At 73.6% G+C, this 15,594-nt stretch carries 19 protein-coding genes; 10 read left to right on the top strand and 9 right to left on the bottom strand.

The annotated features are described in order from the left end of the window. The first annotated feature begins 82 nt into the window (after positions 1–82). A complete protein-coding gene (locus MUU72_RS12685; protein ID WP_248013299.1) occupies positions 83–871 on the top strand; it encodes a YlbL family protein in 789 nt (262 codons plus the stop codon). A gap of 26 nt (positions 872–897) precedes the next feature. Here the strand turns inward: MUU72_RS12685 and MUU72_RS12690 are convergent, their stop codons facing one another. The 6 genes from MUU72_RS12690 to MUU72_RS12715 all read right to left on the bottom strand — a co-directional run bounded on the left by MUU72_RS12690 (position 898) and on the right by MUU72_RS12715 (position 5,816). Then, positions 898–1,320: a hypothetical protein gene (locus tag MUU72_RS12690; RefSeq protein WP_248013300.1), complete on the bottom strand. Its 423-nt coding sequence runs from the start codon at positions 1,318–1,320 to the stop codon at positions 898–900. Positions 1,321–1,467: 147 nt separating this feature from the next. Beyond that, positions 1,468–2,487 carry a glycine betaine ABC transporter substrate-binding protein gene (locus MUU72_RS12695; protein WP_372503087.1) on the bottom strand — a complete coding sequence of 340 codons (1,020 nt, stop codon included), beginning with the start codon at positions 2,485–2,487 and terminating at the stop codon, positions 1,468–1,470. Beyond that, positions 2,484–3,368 carry an ABC transporter permease gene (locus MUU72_RS12700; protein ID WP_248013301.1) on the bottom strand — a complete coding sequence of 295 codons (885 nt, stop codon included), beginning with the start codon at positions 3,366–3,368 and terminating at the stop codon, positions 2,484–2,486. Before MUU72_RS12700 ends, MUU72_RS12695 begins: the two co-directional genes overlap by 4 nt. Continuing rightward, the gene (locus MUU72_RS12705) at positions 3,365–4,666 is read right to left on the bottom strand and encodes an ABC transporter ATP-binding protein (protein ID WP_372503088.1); all 1,302 of its coding nucleotides are present in this window, start codon (positions 4,664–4,666) and stop codon (positions 3,365–3,367) included. Before MUU72_RS12705 ends, MUU72_RS12700 begins: the two co-directional genes overlap by 4 nt. Further along, on the bottom strand, positions 4,659–5,306 hold the full coding sequence (locus tag MUU72_RS12710) for an ABC transporter permease (protein WP_248013302.1): 648 nt from the start codon (positions 5,304–5,306) through the stop codon (positions 4,659–4,661). The genes MUU72_RS12705 and MUU72_RS12710 overlap by 8 nt, the downstream gene beginning before the upstream one ends. Positions 5,307–5,348: 42 nt before the next feature. Then, positions 5,349–5,816, bottom strand: a complete 468-nt coding sequence (locus tag MUU72_RS12715) for an Lrp/AsnC family transcriptional regulator (protein WP_248013303.1) — start codon at positions 5,814–5,816, stop codon at positions 5,349–5,351. A gap of 129 nt (positions 5,817–5,945) precedes the next feature. Here MUU72_RS12715 and hppD point away from each other — a divergent pair, with 129 nt between their 5' ends. Together hppD and MUU72_RS12725 are read left to right on the top strand one after the other, a co-directional pair. Further along, positions 5,946–7,103: a 4-hydroxyphenylpyruvate dioxygenase gene (gene hppD / locus MUU72_RS12720; RefSeq protein WP_372503089.1), complete on the top strand. Its 1,158-nt coding sequence runs from the start codon at positions 5,946–5,948 to the stop codon at positions 7,101–7,103. Between the two features lie 75 nt (positions 7,104–7,178). Continuing rightward, positions 7,179–8,543 carry an FAD-binding oxidoreductase gene (locus MUU72_RS12725; RefSeq protein ID WP_248013304.1) on the top strand — a complete coding sequence of 455 codons (1,365 nt, stop codon included), beginning with the start codon at positions 7,179–7,181 and terminating at the stop codon, positions 8,541–8,543. Positions 8,544–8,597: 54 nt separating this feature from the next. On the opposite strand, the gene MUU72_RS12730 is transcribed toward MUU72_RS12725, so the two are convergent. After that, the gene (locus tag MUU72_RS12730) at positions 8,598–8,843 is read right to left on the bottom strand and encodes a hypothetical protein (protein WP_248013305.1); all 246 of its coding nucleotides are present in this window, start codon (positions 8,841–8,843) and stop codon (positions 8,598–8,600) included. A 73-nt stretch (positions 8,844–8,916) separates the two neighbouring features. Between MUU72_RS12730 and MUU72_RS12735 the strand changes: the two genes are divergently transcribed. From MUU72_RS12735 to MUU72_RS12745, 3 genes are read left to right on the top strand one after another with little or no spacing between them, the layout of a single operon-like run. Next, the gene (locus tag MUU72_RS12735) at positions 8,917–9,231 is read left to right on the top strand and encodes a hypothetical protein (RefSeq protein WP_248013306.1); all 315 of its coding nucleotides are present in this window, start codon (positions 8,917–8,919) and stop codon (positions 9,229–9,231) included. Then, positions 9,228–10,481, top strand: coding sequence for a DegT/DnrJ/EryC1/StrS family aminotransferase (locus tag MUU72_RS12740; RefSeq protein ID WP_248013307.1), 1,254 nt, complete (start codon positions 9,228–9,230; stop codon positions 10,479–10,481). Before MUU72_RS12735 ends, MUU72_RS12740 begins: the two co-directional genes overlap by 4 nt. After that, a complete protein-coding gene (locus MUU72_RS12745; protein WP_248013308.1) occupies positions 10,478–10,945 on the top strand; it encodes an NUDIX hydrolase in 468 nt (155 codons plus the stop codon). Before MUU72_RS12740 ends, MUU72_RS12745 begins: the two co-directional genes overlap by 4 nt. Before the next feature lie 328 nt (positions 10,946–11,273). Here MUU72_RS12745 and MUU72_RS12750 read toward each other — a convergent pair whose 3' ends face one another. Then, positions 11,274–11,612, bottom strand: a complete 339-nt coding sequence (locus MUU72_RS12750) for a hypothetical protein (protein ID WP_248013309.1) — start codon at positions 11,610–11,612, stop codon at positions 11,274–11,276. Next, entirely contained in the window at positions 11,609–11,932 is a 324-nt protein-coding gene (locus MUU72_RS12755) for a hypothetical protein (protein ID WP_248013310.1), read from the bottom strand. Before MUU72_RS12755 ends, MUU72_RS12750 begins: the two co-directional genes overlap by 4 nt. Before the next feature lie 176 nt (positions 11,933–12,108). Here MUU72_RS12755 and MUU72_RS12760 point away from each other — a divergent pair, with 176 nt between their 5' ends. The 4 genes from MUU72_RS12760 to MUU72_RS12775 all read left to right on the top strand — a co-directional run bounded on the left by MUU72_RS12760 (position 12,109) and on the right by MUU72_RS12775 (position 15,573). Then, entirely contained in the window at positions 12,109–12,864 is a 756-nt protein-coding gene (locus MUU72_RS12760) for a DUF5919 domain-containing protein (protein ID WP_248013311.1), read from the top strand. After that, positions 12,857–13,324 (top strand): NUDIX hydrolase, encoded by a 468-nt coding sequence (locus MUU72_RS12765; RefSeq protein ID WP_248013312.1) that lies wholly within the window; start codon positions 12,857–12,859, stop codon positions 13,322–13,324. Before MUU72_RS12760 ends, MUU72_RS12765 begins: the two co-directional genes overlap by 8 nt. Positions 13,325–13,728: 404 nt before the next feature. Next, positions 13,729–14,019, top strand: a complete 291-nt coding sequence (locus MUU72_RS12770; RefSeq protein WP_248013313.1) for a ribosomal protein L7/L12 — start codon at positions 13,729–13,731, stop codon at positions 14,017–14,019. An 87-nt stretch (positions 14,020–14,106) separates the two neighbouring features. Beyond that, positions 14,107–15,573, top strand: a complete 1,467-nt coding sequence (locus MUU72_RS12775) for a dihydrolipoyl dehydrogenase family protein (RefSeq protein ID WP_248013314.1) — start codon at positions 14,107–14,109, stop codon at positions 15,571–15,573. Positions 15,574–15,594: the final 21 nt, after the last annotated feature.

A 15,594-nucleotide genomic window follows, 5' to 3' on the forward strand; every position in this document is an offset into this window, starting at 1 on the left:
CCGTGTGCGGACCCTGTGGCCCTGCCGTGTGGCCAGGGCGCCGCACGGGACGGCCGGGGCGGGGGTCAATTAGGGTGGCGGAGTGTCTTCCCGTGCCCGCGCCCTCCTGGTCTGCACCGCCCTCGTCCTCGCCGTCCTGGTGACCGCCGCCCTCGCCCCGCTGCCGTACTCGGTGGCGTACCCGGGCGTCACGGCCAACGTCCTCGGCGACGACAAGGGCAAGCCGGTGATCACCGTCTCCGGTGCCCCCACCCGCACCACCACCGGGCAGCTGCGGATGACCTCCATCACCGCCACCGGGCCGTCCGCCTCGATCCACCTGCCGGACGTGGTGCAGGCGTGGTTCCGCAGCGACGAGGCGGTGATGCCGCGCGACTCGGTCTACCCGGTGGGCAACAACACCGAGGAGATCGCCGAGCACAACGCGGAGCAGATGAAGCAGTCCCAGGACGCGGCCGTCCAGGCCGCGCTCGGCCGGCTGGGGAAGTCCGCCAAGGACGTCAAGGTCACCCTGAGCCTGGCGGACATCGGCGGGCCCAGCGCCGGCCTGCTGTTCGCGCTGGGCATCGTCGACAAGCTGGACGGCGACGGCGCCGGCCACGACCTCACCGGCGGCCGCACCGTCTCGGGGACCGGCACCATCGACGCCAAGGGCGAGGTCGGCGCGGTCGGCGGGGTGGCGCTCAAGACGCAGGCCGCCCGCCGCGACGGCGCGACGGTCTTCCTCGTGCCACGCCAGGAGTGCTCCGACGCCCGCGCCGAACTCCCCGCGGGGATGCGGCTGATCCCCGTCACCACGCTGGACGGCGCGGTGGACGCCCTGAAGGCCCTCAACTCCGGGGGCAACGTGCCCAGTTGCCCCACCGGCTGAGCCGAGGGCCCGGCGGCGGGAGCGCGTCAGAGGGTGGCGGTGGCCTCGCGGTCGGCGTAGCGGAAGCCGTCCTCGTCGAAGTAGAAGACCGTGATCTTCACCTTCTGGCCCTTGGCGAAGCCCTGGTCGGCCGGGCGGAGGCGGACCTGCGCGGTGTGGTCGGCGTAGTCGCAGACGAGCTTGTCGGTCTTGATCGTGCCCGCGCCGCGCGCCGCCAGCTTGGACGAGGTGATCTGCTCGGCGTTGGCGACCAGCTCGTGGTGCATACCGGGGTCGCAGGAGTACGTGACGTTCACCCGCAGGCCCGGGGCGTCGAGCGCGACCTTGTCGATGGCGATGAGGTTGGCCTTGGCGGCGGCCATCGGCGCGCCGGCCAGGATGCCGGCGCCGGCCAGGGCGGTGACGGCGGCGGCGCCGGCGAGGCGGCGCCGGATACGGGATGCCTTCATGGAGTCGTTCCCCTTCCCCCTGCGCAGTCGTGGTCGGACAACTGCGACACGTGTTCGTTTTCGGGTGGCGCAACCATACGGGATCTTGCCGGACACCGTGCGCCTTTTCCCCGCACAGGGGCGCGCCCGCCCGCCCCGCCGCCGCGCTCAGCCCCCGCCCTCGGTGACGAACCCCTCCTTCAGCAGCCACTCCTTGGCGACCTGGTGCGGGTCCCGGCCCGCCACGTCCACCTCGGCGTTGAGCGTGCGCGCGACGGTGTTGTCCAGGGCCGCGGTGACCGGGGCGAGGAGCCGGGCGATCTGCGGGTGCGCGCGCAGTGCGGCGGCGTTGAGCTCCGGCGCCGCGTTGTAGTTCGGGAAGAAGTGCCGGTCGTCCTTGAGGACCGTCAGCCCCATCGCCGCGATCCGGCCGTCGGTGGTGAAGACCTCGCCGAAGGTGCAGGACGTGCCCTTGGCCGTCTCGGTGTAGACCACGCCGCCGGTCATCCGCCGGACGTTCCCGGCCGGCAGGTCCATGCCGTACGCCTTGGTCATGCCGGGCAGGCCGTCGTTGCGGGTGGTGAACTCGCTCTCCGCGCACACCGTCACCGCGCCGGGGTCCCTGCGCAGCAGCGCGGCGGCGTCGGAGAGCGTCCGCACCCGGTACTTCCTCGCGTTCGCGGCGTTCAGCGCCAGTGCGTAGGTGTTGTTCAGCCGGGACTGCGGCAGCCAGGCGATGCCGTTGCGGCGGTCGGCGTCGCGCACCGCCGCCCACTGCGCGCCCGGGTCCGGGATCGGCCGGGTGTGCCCGAGGTAGGTGATCCAGCCGGTGCCGGTGTACTCGTACATCCCGTCGGCGGTGCCGCTGCGGACCGCCTCGCGGGCGCCGATGCTGCCCTGGATGGCGGTCTTGTCCACGACGGTGGCACCGGCCGCCTCGAAGACCAGGCCCATGATCTGCCCGAGGATGATGTTCTCGGTGAACTCCTTGGAGGTGACGGTCAGTTGGGCGCCCTTGAGGGGCAGCCCCCGGCCGACCGTGCCGGGCCGGACGTCGTCGGCCATCGGGCTGCCGCTGACCAGTCCGCAGCCGCCGAGCAGTGCCGCGGCCGCCAGCGCCGCGGGCAGCAGCCCGGCGGCCGGTATCCGGGCCGGCTTCCGGCGGCCGGCCGCGCGCCGCCGCCTCACGAGCCCGCCTCCAGCCCCCGCGGCCGCAGCAGGAGTTCGGCCAGCGACGCCAGCCACTCGACCAGCAGCGCCAGCGCCACCGTCAGCACCGACCCCAGGACGAGCACCGGGATCCGCTGGGTGATGATGCCGGCCGAGATCAGGTCGCCCAGCCCGCCGCCCCCGCCGAACGTGGCCAGCGTCGCGGTGCCCACGTTCAGCACCAGCGCGGTGCGCACCCCGGCCAGGATCAGCGGGACGGCCAGCGGGAGTTCGACCCGCGCGAGCACCCCCAGCGGGGACATGCCGATCCCGCGGGCCGCCTCGGTCAGCGCCGGGTCGATCCCGCGCAGCCCGGCGAGGGTGTTGGCGAGCACCGGCAGCACCGCGTAGACGACCATGCCGGCAACCGCCGAACCCGCCCCGATGCCCCGCCAGATGACCAGCAGCACCAGCAGGCCCAGCGCCGGGACGGCCTGGCCGAGGTTGGCCAGCGCCGTCGCCACCGGGGCGGCCCGGCGCAGCCGCGGCCGGGTCAGCGCGATGCCCAGCGGGATCGCGAGGACGAGGACGAGGACGGTGGAGACCGCGGTCAGCTCCAGGTGCCGGCGGAGCGCCAGCCACACCTTGCCGTGGTCGACGGCCTGGTGGGCGATCGAGTCCAGCCGGGCGCCGCGGAACCACAGCCAGGTGGCCAGCAGCGCCGCGGCCAGGAAGGCCGGCATGCCGAGCCCCTTCCGCCAGCCGATCCGGCGCCCGCCGGGGGCGCCGGCCGGCACCGGCGCGGTGCCCGCCGCCACCTCCCGCTCGGCGGCCCGCGGAGCGCCCGGCAGCACCGCCCCGCCGGGCCCCGCCGGCGGCCGGCGCCGCCCCCCGCCGCCCTGGACCGCCCGCGGGCTCATGCCGCGCCTCCCGGGCCGCCGGGGCCCTCCTGGGCCGTCCCGGCCCCGGCCCCGTGCGCCCCCCGCAGCGCGCGCTGGTGCGCCAGCGCCTCCGCGCGGTCCGCCGCCAGCAGCGCCTGGACGGTGCCCCGCAGCGTCGCCAGGTCGAGGACGCCGGTGTACTCGCCGCGCGGGCCGGTGACCGCCACCCGGCCCGCGGGGTCGGTCAGCACCGCCTCCAGCGCGTCCCGCAGCGTCGCGTCCCGGGGCACCGTGCCGGTGACCGGGGTGCCGGCCGGGGCCGCGGGCGGCGGCGCCGGCGGGCGGTCGCCGCGGCGCAGCCACGTGTGCGGGCGGCGGTCGCCGTCCAGCAGCAGCACCGCGCCGGTGCCGCCGTCCCGCAGCAGGCCGGCGATCGCCTCGGGCGGGTCGCCGAGGTGCGCGGTGGGGACGTCCGCCACCGGCACGTCCCGCACCCGGGCCAGGTGCAGCCGCTTCAGCGCCGCCCCGGAGCCCACGAAGCCGGCGACGAAGGCGTCCGCCGGGTGGGTGAGGATGGCCTCCGGGGTGTCGAACTGGGCGAGGCGGGAGCGCTCGCGGAGCACCGCGATCCGGTCGCCGAGCTTGATCGCCTCGTCGAAGTCGTGGGTGACGAACACGATGGTCTTGCGCAGCTCGCGCTGGAGCCGGAGCAGCTCGTCCTGGAGGTGGTCGCGGGTGACCGGGTCCACCGCGCCGAACGGCTCGTCCATCAGCAGCACCGGCGGATCGGCGGCCAGCGCCCGGGCCACCCCGACCCGCTGCTGCTGCCCGCCGGAGAGCTGGCGCGGATAGCGGTGCCGGAACTCGCCCGGGTCCAGCCCCACGAGGCCGAGCATCTCCTCGACCCGCTCCCGGGTCCGCGCCGCGGACCAGCCGGCCATCCGCGGTACCAGCGCGACGTTCTGCGCCACCGTCATGTGCGGGAAGAGCCCGGACGCCTGGATGGCGTAGCCGACCTTGCGGCGCAGCCGGACCGGGTCGATGCCGGTGACGTCCTCGTCGCCGATCCGGATCCGGCCGGAGGTCGGCTCGATCAGCCGGTTGATCATCTTCAGGGTGGTGGACTTGCCGCAGCCGGACGGCCCGACGAGGACCACCGTCTCGCCGGCGCCGATCTCCATGCTGACGTCGTCCACGGCCGGCCCGGCGCCGCCCGGGTAGACCTTCGTCAGGTGCTCCAGGCGGATGGCGGCGCCCACCGACCCGGCGGGCCGGGCGGCCGCCTCCCGGGCGCGCGGACCGTTCCCGTACGGCTGCTCGCCGGGCTGCTCAGCCACGGATCCCCCTGGAGATGGTCAGACGTCCGAGCAGGACGTAGGCGGCGTCGAAGAGCAGGGCCAGGACGACGATCCCGAGGGTCCCGGCGAGCACCTGGTTGAGCGCGTTGGCGCTGCCCAGCGAGGCGATCCCGCGGAAGATCTCGTTGCCGAGCCCGGGGCCGGAGGCGAAGGCGGCGACCGCCGCGATGCCCATCAGCATCTGGGTGGCGACCCGGATGCCGGTGAGGATCGGCGGCCAGGCCAGCGGGAGTTCGACCCGCAGCAGCCGGGCGGCCCGGGACATCCCGATGCCCTTCGCCGCGTCGATCAGGTCCGGGTCCACCCCGCGCAGCCCGACGATCGCGTTGCGGACCACCGGCAGCAGCCCGTAGAGGGTCAGCGCCACGACGGTCGGCGCGACGCCCAGCCCGACGACCGGGATCAGCAGGCCGATCAGGGCCAGGGACGGGATCGTCAGCAGCGTCGCGGTGGTCATCGTGGCGAGCGAGCCGGCCCACTCGCTGCGGTAGGCGGCGACGCCGATCAGGACGCCGAGGGCGGTCGCCAGCGCCATGCACTGGAAGACCGCGGCGGCGTGCTGCACCGTATCGGTCAGCAGCTGGCCGTGGCGGCTGCCGACGTACTCCCAGAAGCCCACCGTCGCTCCCCTCGGTCCGTCGCCCGCTCCGGCCTGCCGCCGTCAGCCGCCCGCGGCCTGCTGCACCAGCGGGATGATCCGCAGCGGAACCGGATTTTCCATGACGATCGCCGTCGATGCCCGCACGATGCCATCAAAGCCCACAACCCGGTCGATCACCCGCTGGAGATCGGCGTTCGAACGCGCCACGAGCCTGCAGAGCATGTCCCCGTGTCCGGTGGTTGTATGCAGCTCCAGCACCTCCGGTACGCCCGCGAGATGGGCCCGCACGTCCCCGCCCTGCCCCTGCTTGATCTCCAGGGTGGCGAACGCGGTCACCGGATAGCCGAGCGCGGCCGGGTCCACGTCCGGGCCGAAGCCCCGGATCACCCCGTTCGACTGGAGCCGGTCCAGCCGCGCCTGCACCGTCCCGCGGGCCACCCCCAGCCGCCGGGACGCCTCCAGGACGCCGATCCGCGGCTCCCGGGCGAGCAGCTCCAGCAGCGCCCCGTCAAGATGATCGATCGCCATTGCGTGGACCTCCGATTTTGCTGGTCATCATGTACAGAACGCCCGACGAAACCCCCGGACCGCTATACATAATGCCCAGTGATTACGCGAACTATTGCGCACCTTGTGGATCGGCGGGACTCTGCGCACATGGCAGACACCACGATGCACACCCAGCCCACCACCCCGGCCACGGCCCGGCAGGCGGACCCCTTCCCGGTCAAGGGGATGGACGCGGTCGTCTTCGCCGTCGGCAACGCCAAGCAGGCCGCGCACTACTACTCCACCGCCTTCGGCATGCGCCGCGTCGCCTACCGGGGCCCGGAGAACGGCAGCCGCGAGACGGCCTCCTACGTCCTGGAGTCCGGCGGTGCCCGGTTCGTCTTCACCTCCGTGATCAAGCCGGTCAGCGAGTGGGGCCGCTTCCTGGCCGACCACGTGGCCGCGCACGGCGACGGCGTCGTCGACCTGGCCATCGAGGTGCCGGACGCCCGCGCGGCGTACGCCTACGCCGTCGAGCACGGCGCCACCGGCCTCACCGAGCCCTACGAGACCGAGGACGAGCACGGCACGGTCGTCCGGGCCGCCATCGCCACCTACGGCCAGACCCGGCACACCCTGGTCGAGCGCACCGGCTACGACGGCCCGTACCTGCCGGGCTTCGTCGCCGCGGAACCCCTCGTCGCGGCTCCGCAGAAGCGTTTCTTCCAGGCGATCGACCACTGCGTCGGCAACGTCGAACTGGGCCGGATGGACGAGTGGGTGGCCTTCTACAACAAGGTCATGGGCTTCACCAACATGAAGGAGTTCGTCGGCGACGACATCGCCACCGAGTACTCGGCGCTGATGTCCAAGGTGGTCGCGGACGGCACCAAGAAGGTGAAGTTCCCGCTCAACGAGCCGGCCATCGCCAAGAAGAAGTCGCAGATCGACGAGTACCTGGAGTTCTACGGCGGCCCCGGCGTCCAGCACATCGCGCTGGCCACCAACGACATCGTCTCGACGGTCCGTCAGATGCGGGCGGCGGGCGTGGAGTTCCTCGACGTCCCGGACTCCTACTACGACACCCTCGGCGAGTGGGTCGGCGAGACCCGGGTGCCGATCGGCGAGCTGCGCGAGCTGAGGATCCTCGCCGACCGCGACGAGGACGGCTACCTGCTCCAGATCTTCACCAAGCCGGTCCAGGACCGCCCGACCGTCTTCTTCGAGATGATCGAGCGGCACGGCTCGCTCGGCTTCGGCAAGGGCAACTTCAAGGCGCTCTTCGAGGCCATCGAGCGCGAGCAGGCCAAGCGCGGCAACCTCTGAGACGGCCCGGCCCCCGGCCTCCCGCGGGCCGTACGCGATCTTCCGTGTACGGCCCACGGATGCCAGGCTGAGCCCATGGACCTCATCGAACGCCTGCGCGCCGGGCTCCCGGCGGATGCGCTGCTCACCGACCCCGACGTCACCGGCTCCTACGCCCGGGACATGGCCAACTTCTGCGCCGCCGGGACCCCGGCGGCGGTCGTGCTGCCGCGCACCGTCGAGCAGGTCCAGCACGTGATGCGCACCGCCACCGCCTTCCGCGTTCCGGTCGTCCCGCAGGGCGCCCGGACCGGCGTCTCCGGCGCAGCCAACGCCATCGACGGCTGCCTCGTGCTCTCCCTGGTGAAGATGGACCGCATCCTGGAGATCGACCCCGTCGACCGGGTGGCGGTGGTCGAACCGGGCGTCGTCAACGCTGTCCTCTCCCGCGCCGTCAACGCACACGGCCTGTACTACCCGCCGGACCCCTCCAGCTGGGAGATGTGCACCATCGGCGGCAACATCGGCACCGCCGCCGGCGGCCTGTGCTGCGTCAAGTACGGCGTCACCGCCGAGTACGTGCTCGGCCTGGAGGTGGTGCTCGCCGACGGCCGGCTGCTGCGGACCGGCCGGCGCACCGCCAAGGGGGTCGCCGGCTACGACCTGACCCGGCTCTTCGTCGGTGCCGAGGGCACCCTCGGCGTCGTCGTGGGCGCCACCCTGGCCCTGAAGCCGGAACCGCCGCAGCAGCTCGCGCTGGTCGCCGAGTTCGGGTCGGTCGCGGCGGCCGGCGACGCGGTCTGCCGGATCATGGCCGGCGGCCACACCCCCGCCCTGCTGGAACTCATGGACCGCACCAGCATCCGCGCGGTCAACGCCATGGCGCAGATGGACCTGCCGGAGACCACCGAGGTGCTGCTGCTGGCCGCCTTCGACACCCCCGACCCGGCCGCCGACCTGGCCGCCGTCGGTGCCCTGTGCGCGGCGGCCGGCGCCACCGACGTCGTCCCCGCCGAGAACGCCGCCGAGTCCGAACTGCTCCTCCAGGCCCGCCGGATGACCTTCACCGCCCTGGAGCGCATCCGGCCCGCGATGCTCATCGACGACGTCTGCGTCCCCCGCTCGCAGCTCGCCGCCATGCTGGAGGGCACCGCCGCCATCGCCGCGAAGCACGACCTGACCATCGGCGTCTGCGCCCACGCCGGCGACGGCAACACCCACCCGCTGGTCTGCTTCGACCCCGCGGACCCCGACGAGGAGCACCGCGCCCGCACCGCCTTCGACGAGATCATGTCCCTCGGCCTCGCCCTCGGCGGCACCATCACCGGCGAACACGGCGTCGGCGTCCTCAAGAAGGACTGGCTCGCCCGCGAACTGGGCCCGGACGCCCTCGCCCTCCACCGCGGCATCAAGCAGGTCTTCGATCCGCTGGGGATTCTCAATCCGGGGAAGGTGATTTAGGGGGTGCGCGGTCGGGGGTGCCCTGCGGGGCCGCTGCTTCCGGTACGGGCGGCATCAGAGGAGGACGCCGACGCGGGCGGCGAGTCCGCGGAGTTCGGCGGTCGTGCGTCCGGAGACCAGCAGCCCCGAGACCAGGGATTTGACCGCTGGGCGGGCACGGGTCTCCTCGGGGGCCTGGTGCTCGGCTGCCAGGAGGGCACGAAGACAGTCCTCGCGGCGGCCCCACCGCCCGAACGCGGCGGCGGTATCGGTGTAGTAGCGGGCCCGGCGCTCGGTGCTCGGCAGGCTGTGCGGTGCCACTTTCCGAGCGGCGGCGAGGGCCGCTGAGGGGTCTCCGGCGGAGTTCTCGGCAGAGATGCGGTGGAGTTGCACGGTGGCGCAACCGAAACCGCCGCCGTGGTCGCGCAGCAGCGTGCTGCCGCCGAGTGCGGAAGCGAGGGCGGCGGCTTCGTCGGTCAGCTCCCGGCGCCTGGATCACGCGGGGCAGGTGGTCGAGACGCTGGAGCGGGAGCCGGCCTGGCCGGGCGTGCCCACCGCACAGATCGACCGCTTCTGCCGCGTCCTGGACCGGACGTGCCCCAACCCGTCAGGCCCCGCTGAGCACCTGCCGCATGCCGCGTTCCTGGCCGCCGCCTACGCCTCGGCCGCCACCGCCCGGCCCGTGGACCCCAAGGAGTACCTGGCATGAACGTCTCTCCGCTCGCTCTTCTCGGTGGCGAACCGGCCCTCACCACCCCTGGCCCGCACTTCACCTGGCCTCCGATCGAGGAGGCCGACCGACGTGCCGTCGCCACCCAGCTGGAAACGTCGGTCTCGGTCCCGGACCGTTCCGGCGTCGTGGCCGACCTGGAGGACGCGCTCGCCTCCTGTCTCGGCGTCCGACACGTGGTCACGACCTGCACCGGAACCGCCGCCCTGCACTCGATGTACGCGGCTGCCGGAGTCGGTCCGGGGGACGAGGTGATCGTGCCCGCGCTCACCTTCCACGCGACCGCCACTCCGCTGTTCCACCTCGGTGCCCACCCGGTCCTCGCCGACGTCGATGACCGCGGGCAGCTGGACCTCGACGCCGCCGCCCGCCGGGTCACCGCCCGCACCAAGGCGGTGATCGCTGTGCATCTGTGGGGACTGCCCCAGGACATGGACGCCCTCGTGCCCTTTGCGGACGAGCACGGCCTGAAGCTGCTGGAGGACGGCTCCCACGCCTACGGCGCCACCTGGAACGGCCGACGCATCGGATCCTTCGGAACAGCCGCGGCGTTCAGCCTCAACGGCCCAAAGCCGCTGTCCGCCGGCGAGGGCGGCTTCGTCGCCACGGATGACGACGAGCTGTACTACCGGGTGCTGCTGCACGGTCAGTTCAACAAGCGGTGCCGCCGCGAGATCCCCCCCGGACATCCACTGGCTCGCTTCGCGGTCACCGGCATGGGCCTCAAGTTGCGCATCCACCCGCTGGCCGCCGCGCTCGCCCGCGCCCAGCTCACACGTTCGGAGGGGTACCTGGCCGGGCGGCAGGACATCGCGTCCCGCCTGTGCGCGGCCCTGGACGGCGTGCCGGGCGTCCGTGTGCCGAACGTGCCGGCGGCGGCGCGGCCGTCGTGGTACGCGTTACCGCTGAGGTACGAAGCGGCTGAGGTCGGCGGACTGCCGCTTGAGCGGTTTCTCGCCGCGCTCCACGCCGAAGGAGCTGTGGAAACCGATCGCCCGGGCTCGACCTGTCCCCTGCACACCCACCCGCTGTTCCAGCACCCCGGAGCATTGCTGCCCGGCTACGCTGACCGCCGACCCACTGCCGCCGGCGGCTACCCGACGGCCGAACATGTGCACGCCACCACGTTCAAGCTGCCGGTGTGGCACCGCGAGGACGGCCTCCGCGTCGCTGACGCCTATGCCGCAGCCATGGCCAAAGTTGCCGCTCACGCAAAGGACTTGATGTGACTCCCTTGCCTGCCACCCCTGCGCTGCTAGCCGACCTGAACCGTGCCGCCGAGCGTGACGGCATCGACAAGACCGTTGTCGGCGCCGTCATCGCCTCCCCGGACGGCCGCGTGCTGCTGCTGCACCGTCCCGCCGACGACTACCTCGGTGGCCTCTGGGAACTCCCGTCCGGCGGCGTGGACGCCGGCGAGACCCTGCTCGCGGCCCTGGAGCGCGAGGTCGCCGAGGAGACCGGCCTGACCGTCGATGCGGTCGGCGCGTACCTGGGCCACTTCGACTACCGCTCGGGCAGCGGACGAGCCACCCGCCAGTTCACCTTCAGCGCCACCGTCACCGGTACCGGCGAGGCGGTGAAACTGACCGAGCACGACGCGTACCTCTGGGCGGACCACGACCAGCAGACCCGCGTCTCCAGTGCCGTCCACGCCATCCTCACCACATGGCACCGCGCTCGGGCCGCCTGACGAGCACCGAACCGCCGGGCACCGGCCGCGACCGCGCTGCGGGAGCGGCCGAGGCCCGCACGATGGGCTGCCGCGCATGCAGGACTTCCACCGCGCTGCCGGCGGAAGAGGAGACGGCGCGGGCCCTTGCCGAGGACACCGCGCCGCTGTTGCCGCCTGATCCACTCACCGGGCTTGGTCTCCTCGCCCCCCACGCCAGGTACTCGGCGCTCCCCGCCACGATCCGGGTGGCGGTGATCCCCGGGGTATGGACCACCTACTGGACTGCGTTCGAAGAGGAGCAGCCTGCGGCGCGAAGTCGCCGCGAAGGCCGGCCGGGCCTCCCGCGCTATACCCTCTCGCCCTCCTCCTCCGGGTCGTTACCGTCCTCTTCCGCCACCACCGGCAAACGCGCCCCGCGGCTCTCCGCGACCCGATGCGTGTTGACCAGCGTTTCCTTCAGTTGAAGCGCGAGCAGGTGCAGCTCGCCCGGTGTCCAGAGGCGGTCCGCCAGCACTCGCTCCGCCTCCTCGATGAGGGCGGCGGCGGCGCCGAGCTGTTCCGCCTCCAGCCGGTCGGCCAGCCGCGAGACGTACCCGGTCCCGTCACCGGGCAGCAGAAAACACGGCTTCCCGTGGGGCCCCGTCCAGGGCAGCAGTCGCAGCCCTCCGCCGCCGTCCCCGGTCACGCGGCGACCTCCACCCCGTGGATCCGGCGCGGGCCGATATCGATCCCGTGCACGGCCAGCCACAGCGCCCTCCGCCGCCTGCGCCGGGCCCGCAGCTCTGCCCGTTCGGCCTCACTGAGCACGTACGGGCGGACGAGGGGGACCTCCGCGCCGAGGAGGGGCGGCGGCGTCCGGACCGGGGGCCGGAGCGGGGGGCCGGCCGGCGGCACGTCCTCGCGGCGTGCGGCGGTGGGCGGCGGGACGGACGCCCGGTGCCGCCCGGGGGCCGGAAGTAACAGTCGCAGCAGCGGGGTGAGGAGGGTCGCGATAACTTGGGTCATGCTGGCGCTCCTTGGAAGCGTTGGCCACGCCCCCGGGCCGTCCACCACGGTCGCGGGGGTCTTTGCTGCCGTCCAGGCTTCCGCGCCCCAGGATGCGTTACCACTCCGTTCCGCGACCGTTGGGTACGGAGAGGGCGCCACCACGGAAAGCGTTCCGAACGTCCCAGGGGGTAGGTGTGAACGACGCGCTGCGGCGTGCCATGCTGCAAGCTCGAATGACCGACCGGAAGCTCGCGGAGAGGTGCGGCGTCGACGTCAAGACGGTCGGCCGGTGGATCACTGAAGGCGGCCGGGTTCCCAGGGCCCGTCACCGGTGGGCCGTGTGCGAGGCGCTCGGGGAGGAGGAGGCGGTGCTATGGCCGGCTGCCGTGAAAAAGGCGGTCAAGACGGGTCCGGATCGTGAAGTCGTCTCCGTCTATCCGTATCGGTCCGGTTGCCCCGCCTCGTTGTGGCGTGCGCTGATCGCCAAAGCTGAGCGGGAGTTGGCGTTCGCCGGATACACCAACTACTTCCTCTGGCTCGAACAGGCGCGATTCGGGGCAGCGTTGCAGAGAAAGGCGGCCAGCGGCTGCCGTATCCGCTTCCTGGTCGGCGACCCCGACAGTGAGCTCACCCGCTCCCGTGAGCGGGAGGAAGGCGTGGCCCTGTCGTTGTCGACGCGTATCCGGGTCACACTCGCCGAATTGGAGAAGATCAGACATCAGCCGGGCATCGATGCGCGATACAGCGGCGGGCACGCCTACCTCTCCGTTTTCCGCTTCGACGACGACATGATCGTGACGCCGTTGCTGACGCACCGTGTGGGCCATGACGCCCCCACGCTGCATCTGCGGAGGCAGCAGAAAGACGGGATGTTCGACCGCTTCGCCTCACATGTCGAAGAGCTGTGGAAACGCGGTGTGCCGGTCTGGGAAGGTGACAGCGATGGGTAGGCGCGATTACGAGAACGACCCGGCGGCCCCGGCCGCGAACAGCCTGGTCCCGGCGGCGTCCGCCGTGGTCGTCGACGAGACCGGACGCATCCTGCTCCAGCGCCGCCGCGACAACGGCATGTGGGCGCTGCCCGGCGGCGTCATGCACTTCGGGGAGTCCTTGCCGGACTGCGCCGTACGGGAGACCCGCGAAGAGACCGGGCTGGACGTCGAGATCACCGGCATCGTCGGGACGTATTCCAATCCGCGCCATGTCTTCGCCTACGACGACGGCGAGGTGCGGCAGGAGTTCTCGATCTGTTTCCTGGCACGACCCGTGGCGGGAAAGCTCGCGGTGTCCGGCGAATCCACGGACGTCCGCTGGTTCACACCGGAGGAGACCGACGGGCTCCCGATGGTTCCCGGCATCCGCAAGCGGGTGGCCGATTGGCGGTCGGGCGCCATGCCCGCGATCCGGTAGCGCCGTGCGCGCCGAATCCCTGGAAGGAACGATGAGGTGAGCGCAGGGAAGGCCGCCGGTACGGCCCCGGCCAGCGCGAGCACCGCGGCGGCGGCCGCCAGCCGGCCCGCCATGGGGGAGGCCCCGGCGTCCCCCGCCCGGGACGCGCACACCACCCGCCGCGGTGAAGCGGCCGCCCGGTCCCGGGGCCGCTCCCCGGTGCGTGCTCCGGCGCCCGGAGGTGCGGCGCCCGGTGGGGTGGTGCGCGGTCGCCGCCGGGGCGGAGGGCGCCGCGGGGGCCCGGCACCGGCGCGGCCTGTGTCTGGTTGCCGGTGCCGGGCGGCGGGGGCGCCCTGCGGGCCCCCTGGCACCCGTGGGCGTGGCCGGAGGCGGGGGCGCGGCCTCCGGGCCCGTACGCTCCTGGCATGGACACAACCTTCAGCGCCCTTGCCGTTTTCGTGCTCGCCATCGCCGTACTCGCCTCCTCGCTCGACCGCCGCACCAAGCCCCTGGAGCGGCGGATGGCGCGGCTGGAGGAGAAGGTGGATCTGCTGATGGCGCACCTCGGGGTGGAGGTGGCGGAGGACCCGCGGATGGCGGAGGTGGACGCGCTGCTGGCCCAGGGGAAGAAGATCCAGGCGATCAAGGTCTACCGGGAGGTGACCGGCGAGGGGCTCGCCGAGGCCAAGGAGGCGGTCGAGCGCCGGATGCGCTGAGACCACGGCGGCCCGAGGATGGCGGGTAGGGCCCGGCACACCGGGCCCACTCCACGTCCGGCGGGGCCGGCAGGGAAGTGAGGGCGGATGTCAGCGGAGCGTACGACGGCAGCGGCCGGAGCCGGCGGGGGTGCCGGCGACACCTACGACGTCATCGTGCTGGGCGGCGGGCCCACCGGGGAGAACCTCGCCGACCGGGCGCACGCCGCCGGGCTGAGCGCGGTGCTGGTGGAGCACGAACTGGTCGGCGGGGAGTGCTCGTACTGGGCGTGCATGCCCAGCAAGGCGCTGCTGCGGCCGGCCGCGGCGCGGGACGGGGCACGGCGGGTGGCCGGGGCGGAGGGCGCGGTGACCGGGCCGCTGGACGCGCCCGCGGTGCTGGCCCGGCGGGACGCGTTCGCCGCGCACTGGCGGGACGAGGGGCAGGTCCGCTGGCTGGACGGCGCCGGGATCGACCTGGTGCGCGGCCGGGGCCGGCTCGCCGGGCCGCGGCGGGTGGTGGTCGACGGCGGGCGGACGCTCACCGCCCGGCACGCGGTCGCGGTGTGCACCGGCAGCCGCCCGGTGCTGCCGGACGTGCCGGGGCTGGCCGCCGCCCGCCCGTGGACGAGCCGCGAGGCCACCAGCGCCAAGGAGGTGCCGGGGCACCTGGTGGTGGTCGGCGGCGGCGTGGTCGGCGTGGAGATGGCCACCGCCTGGCGGGCGCTGGGCGCGGAGGTGACGCTGCTGGTGCGCGGCGACGGGCTGCTGCCCCGGATGGAGCCGTTCGCGGGGGAGTTGGTCGCGGCGTCGCTGCGGGAGGCGGGGGTGGACGTACGGACCGGGACGGGTGTGCGGGAGGTGCGCCGGGCGGCGGACGGCGGGCCGGTCACCGTCGTACCGGACCCCGGGCCGGAGGTCACCGCCGACGAGCTGCTGATCGCCACCGGCCGGGCGCCGCGCACCGAGGACCTGGGCCTGGAGACCGTGGGGCTCACGCCCGGTGACTGGCTGGCGGTGGACGACACCCTGCGGGTCACCGGGGTGCCCGGCGGCTGGCTCTACGCCGCCGGCGACGTCAACCACCGCGCGCTGCTGACCCACCAGGGCAAGTACCAGGCCCGGATCGCCGGTGCCGCGATCGCCGCCCGGGCCCTCGGCAGGCCCGTCCTGGGGAGCGACCGCTGGGGCGCGCACAGCGCCTCCGCCGACCACCACGCCGTCCCGCAGGTGGTGTTCACCGACCCGGAGGCCGCCGCGGTCGGGCTGACCGCCGCGGAGGCCGAGCGGGCCGGCCGCCGGATCCGGGTGGTCGACCACGACCTGGGCGCGGTGGCCGGTGCGTCGCTGTACGCCGACGGCTACCGCGGCCGGGCCCGGATGGTCGTCGACCTGGACCGCGAGGTGCTGCTGGGCGCCACCTTCGTCGGGCCGGGCGTGGGGGAGCTGCTGCACTCGGCGACCGTCGCGGTCGCCGGGGAGGTCCCGCTGGCCCGGCTCTGGCACGCCGTCCCCTCCTACCCGACGATCAGCGAGATCTGGCTCCGGCTGCTGGAGACCTACCGCGGCGACTGAGCGGGGGCCGGTCCCGGGCCG

The organism is Streptomyces rhizoryzae (assembly GCF_023155275.1).
Classification (GTDB): domain Bacteria; phylum Actinomycetota; class Actinomycetes; order Streptomycetales; family Streptomycetaceae; genus Streptomyces; species Streptomyces rhizoryzae.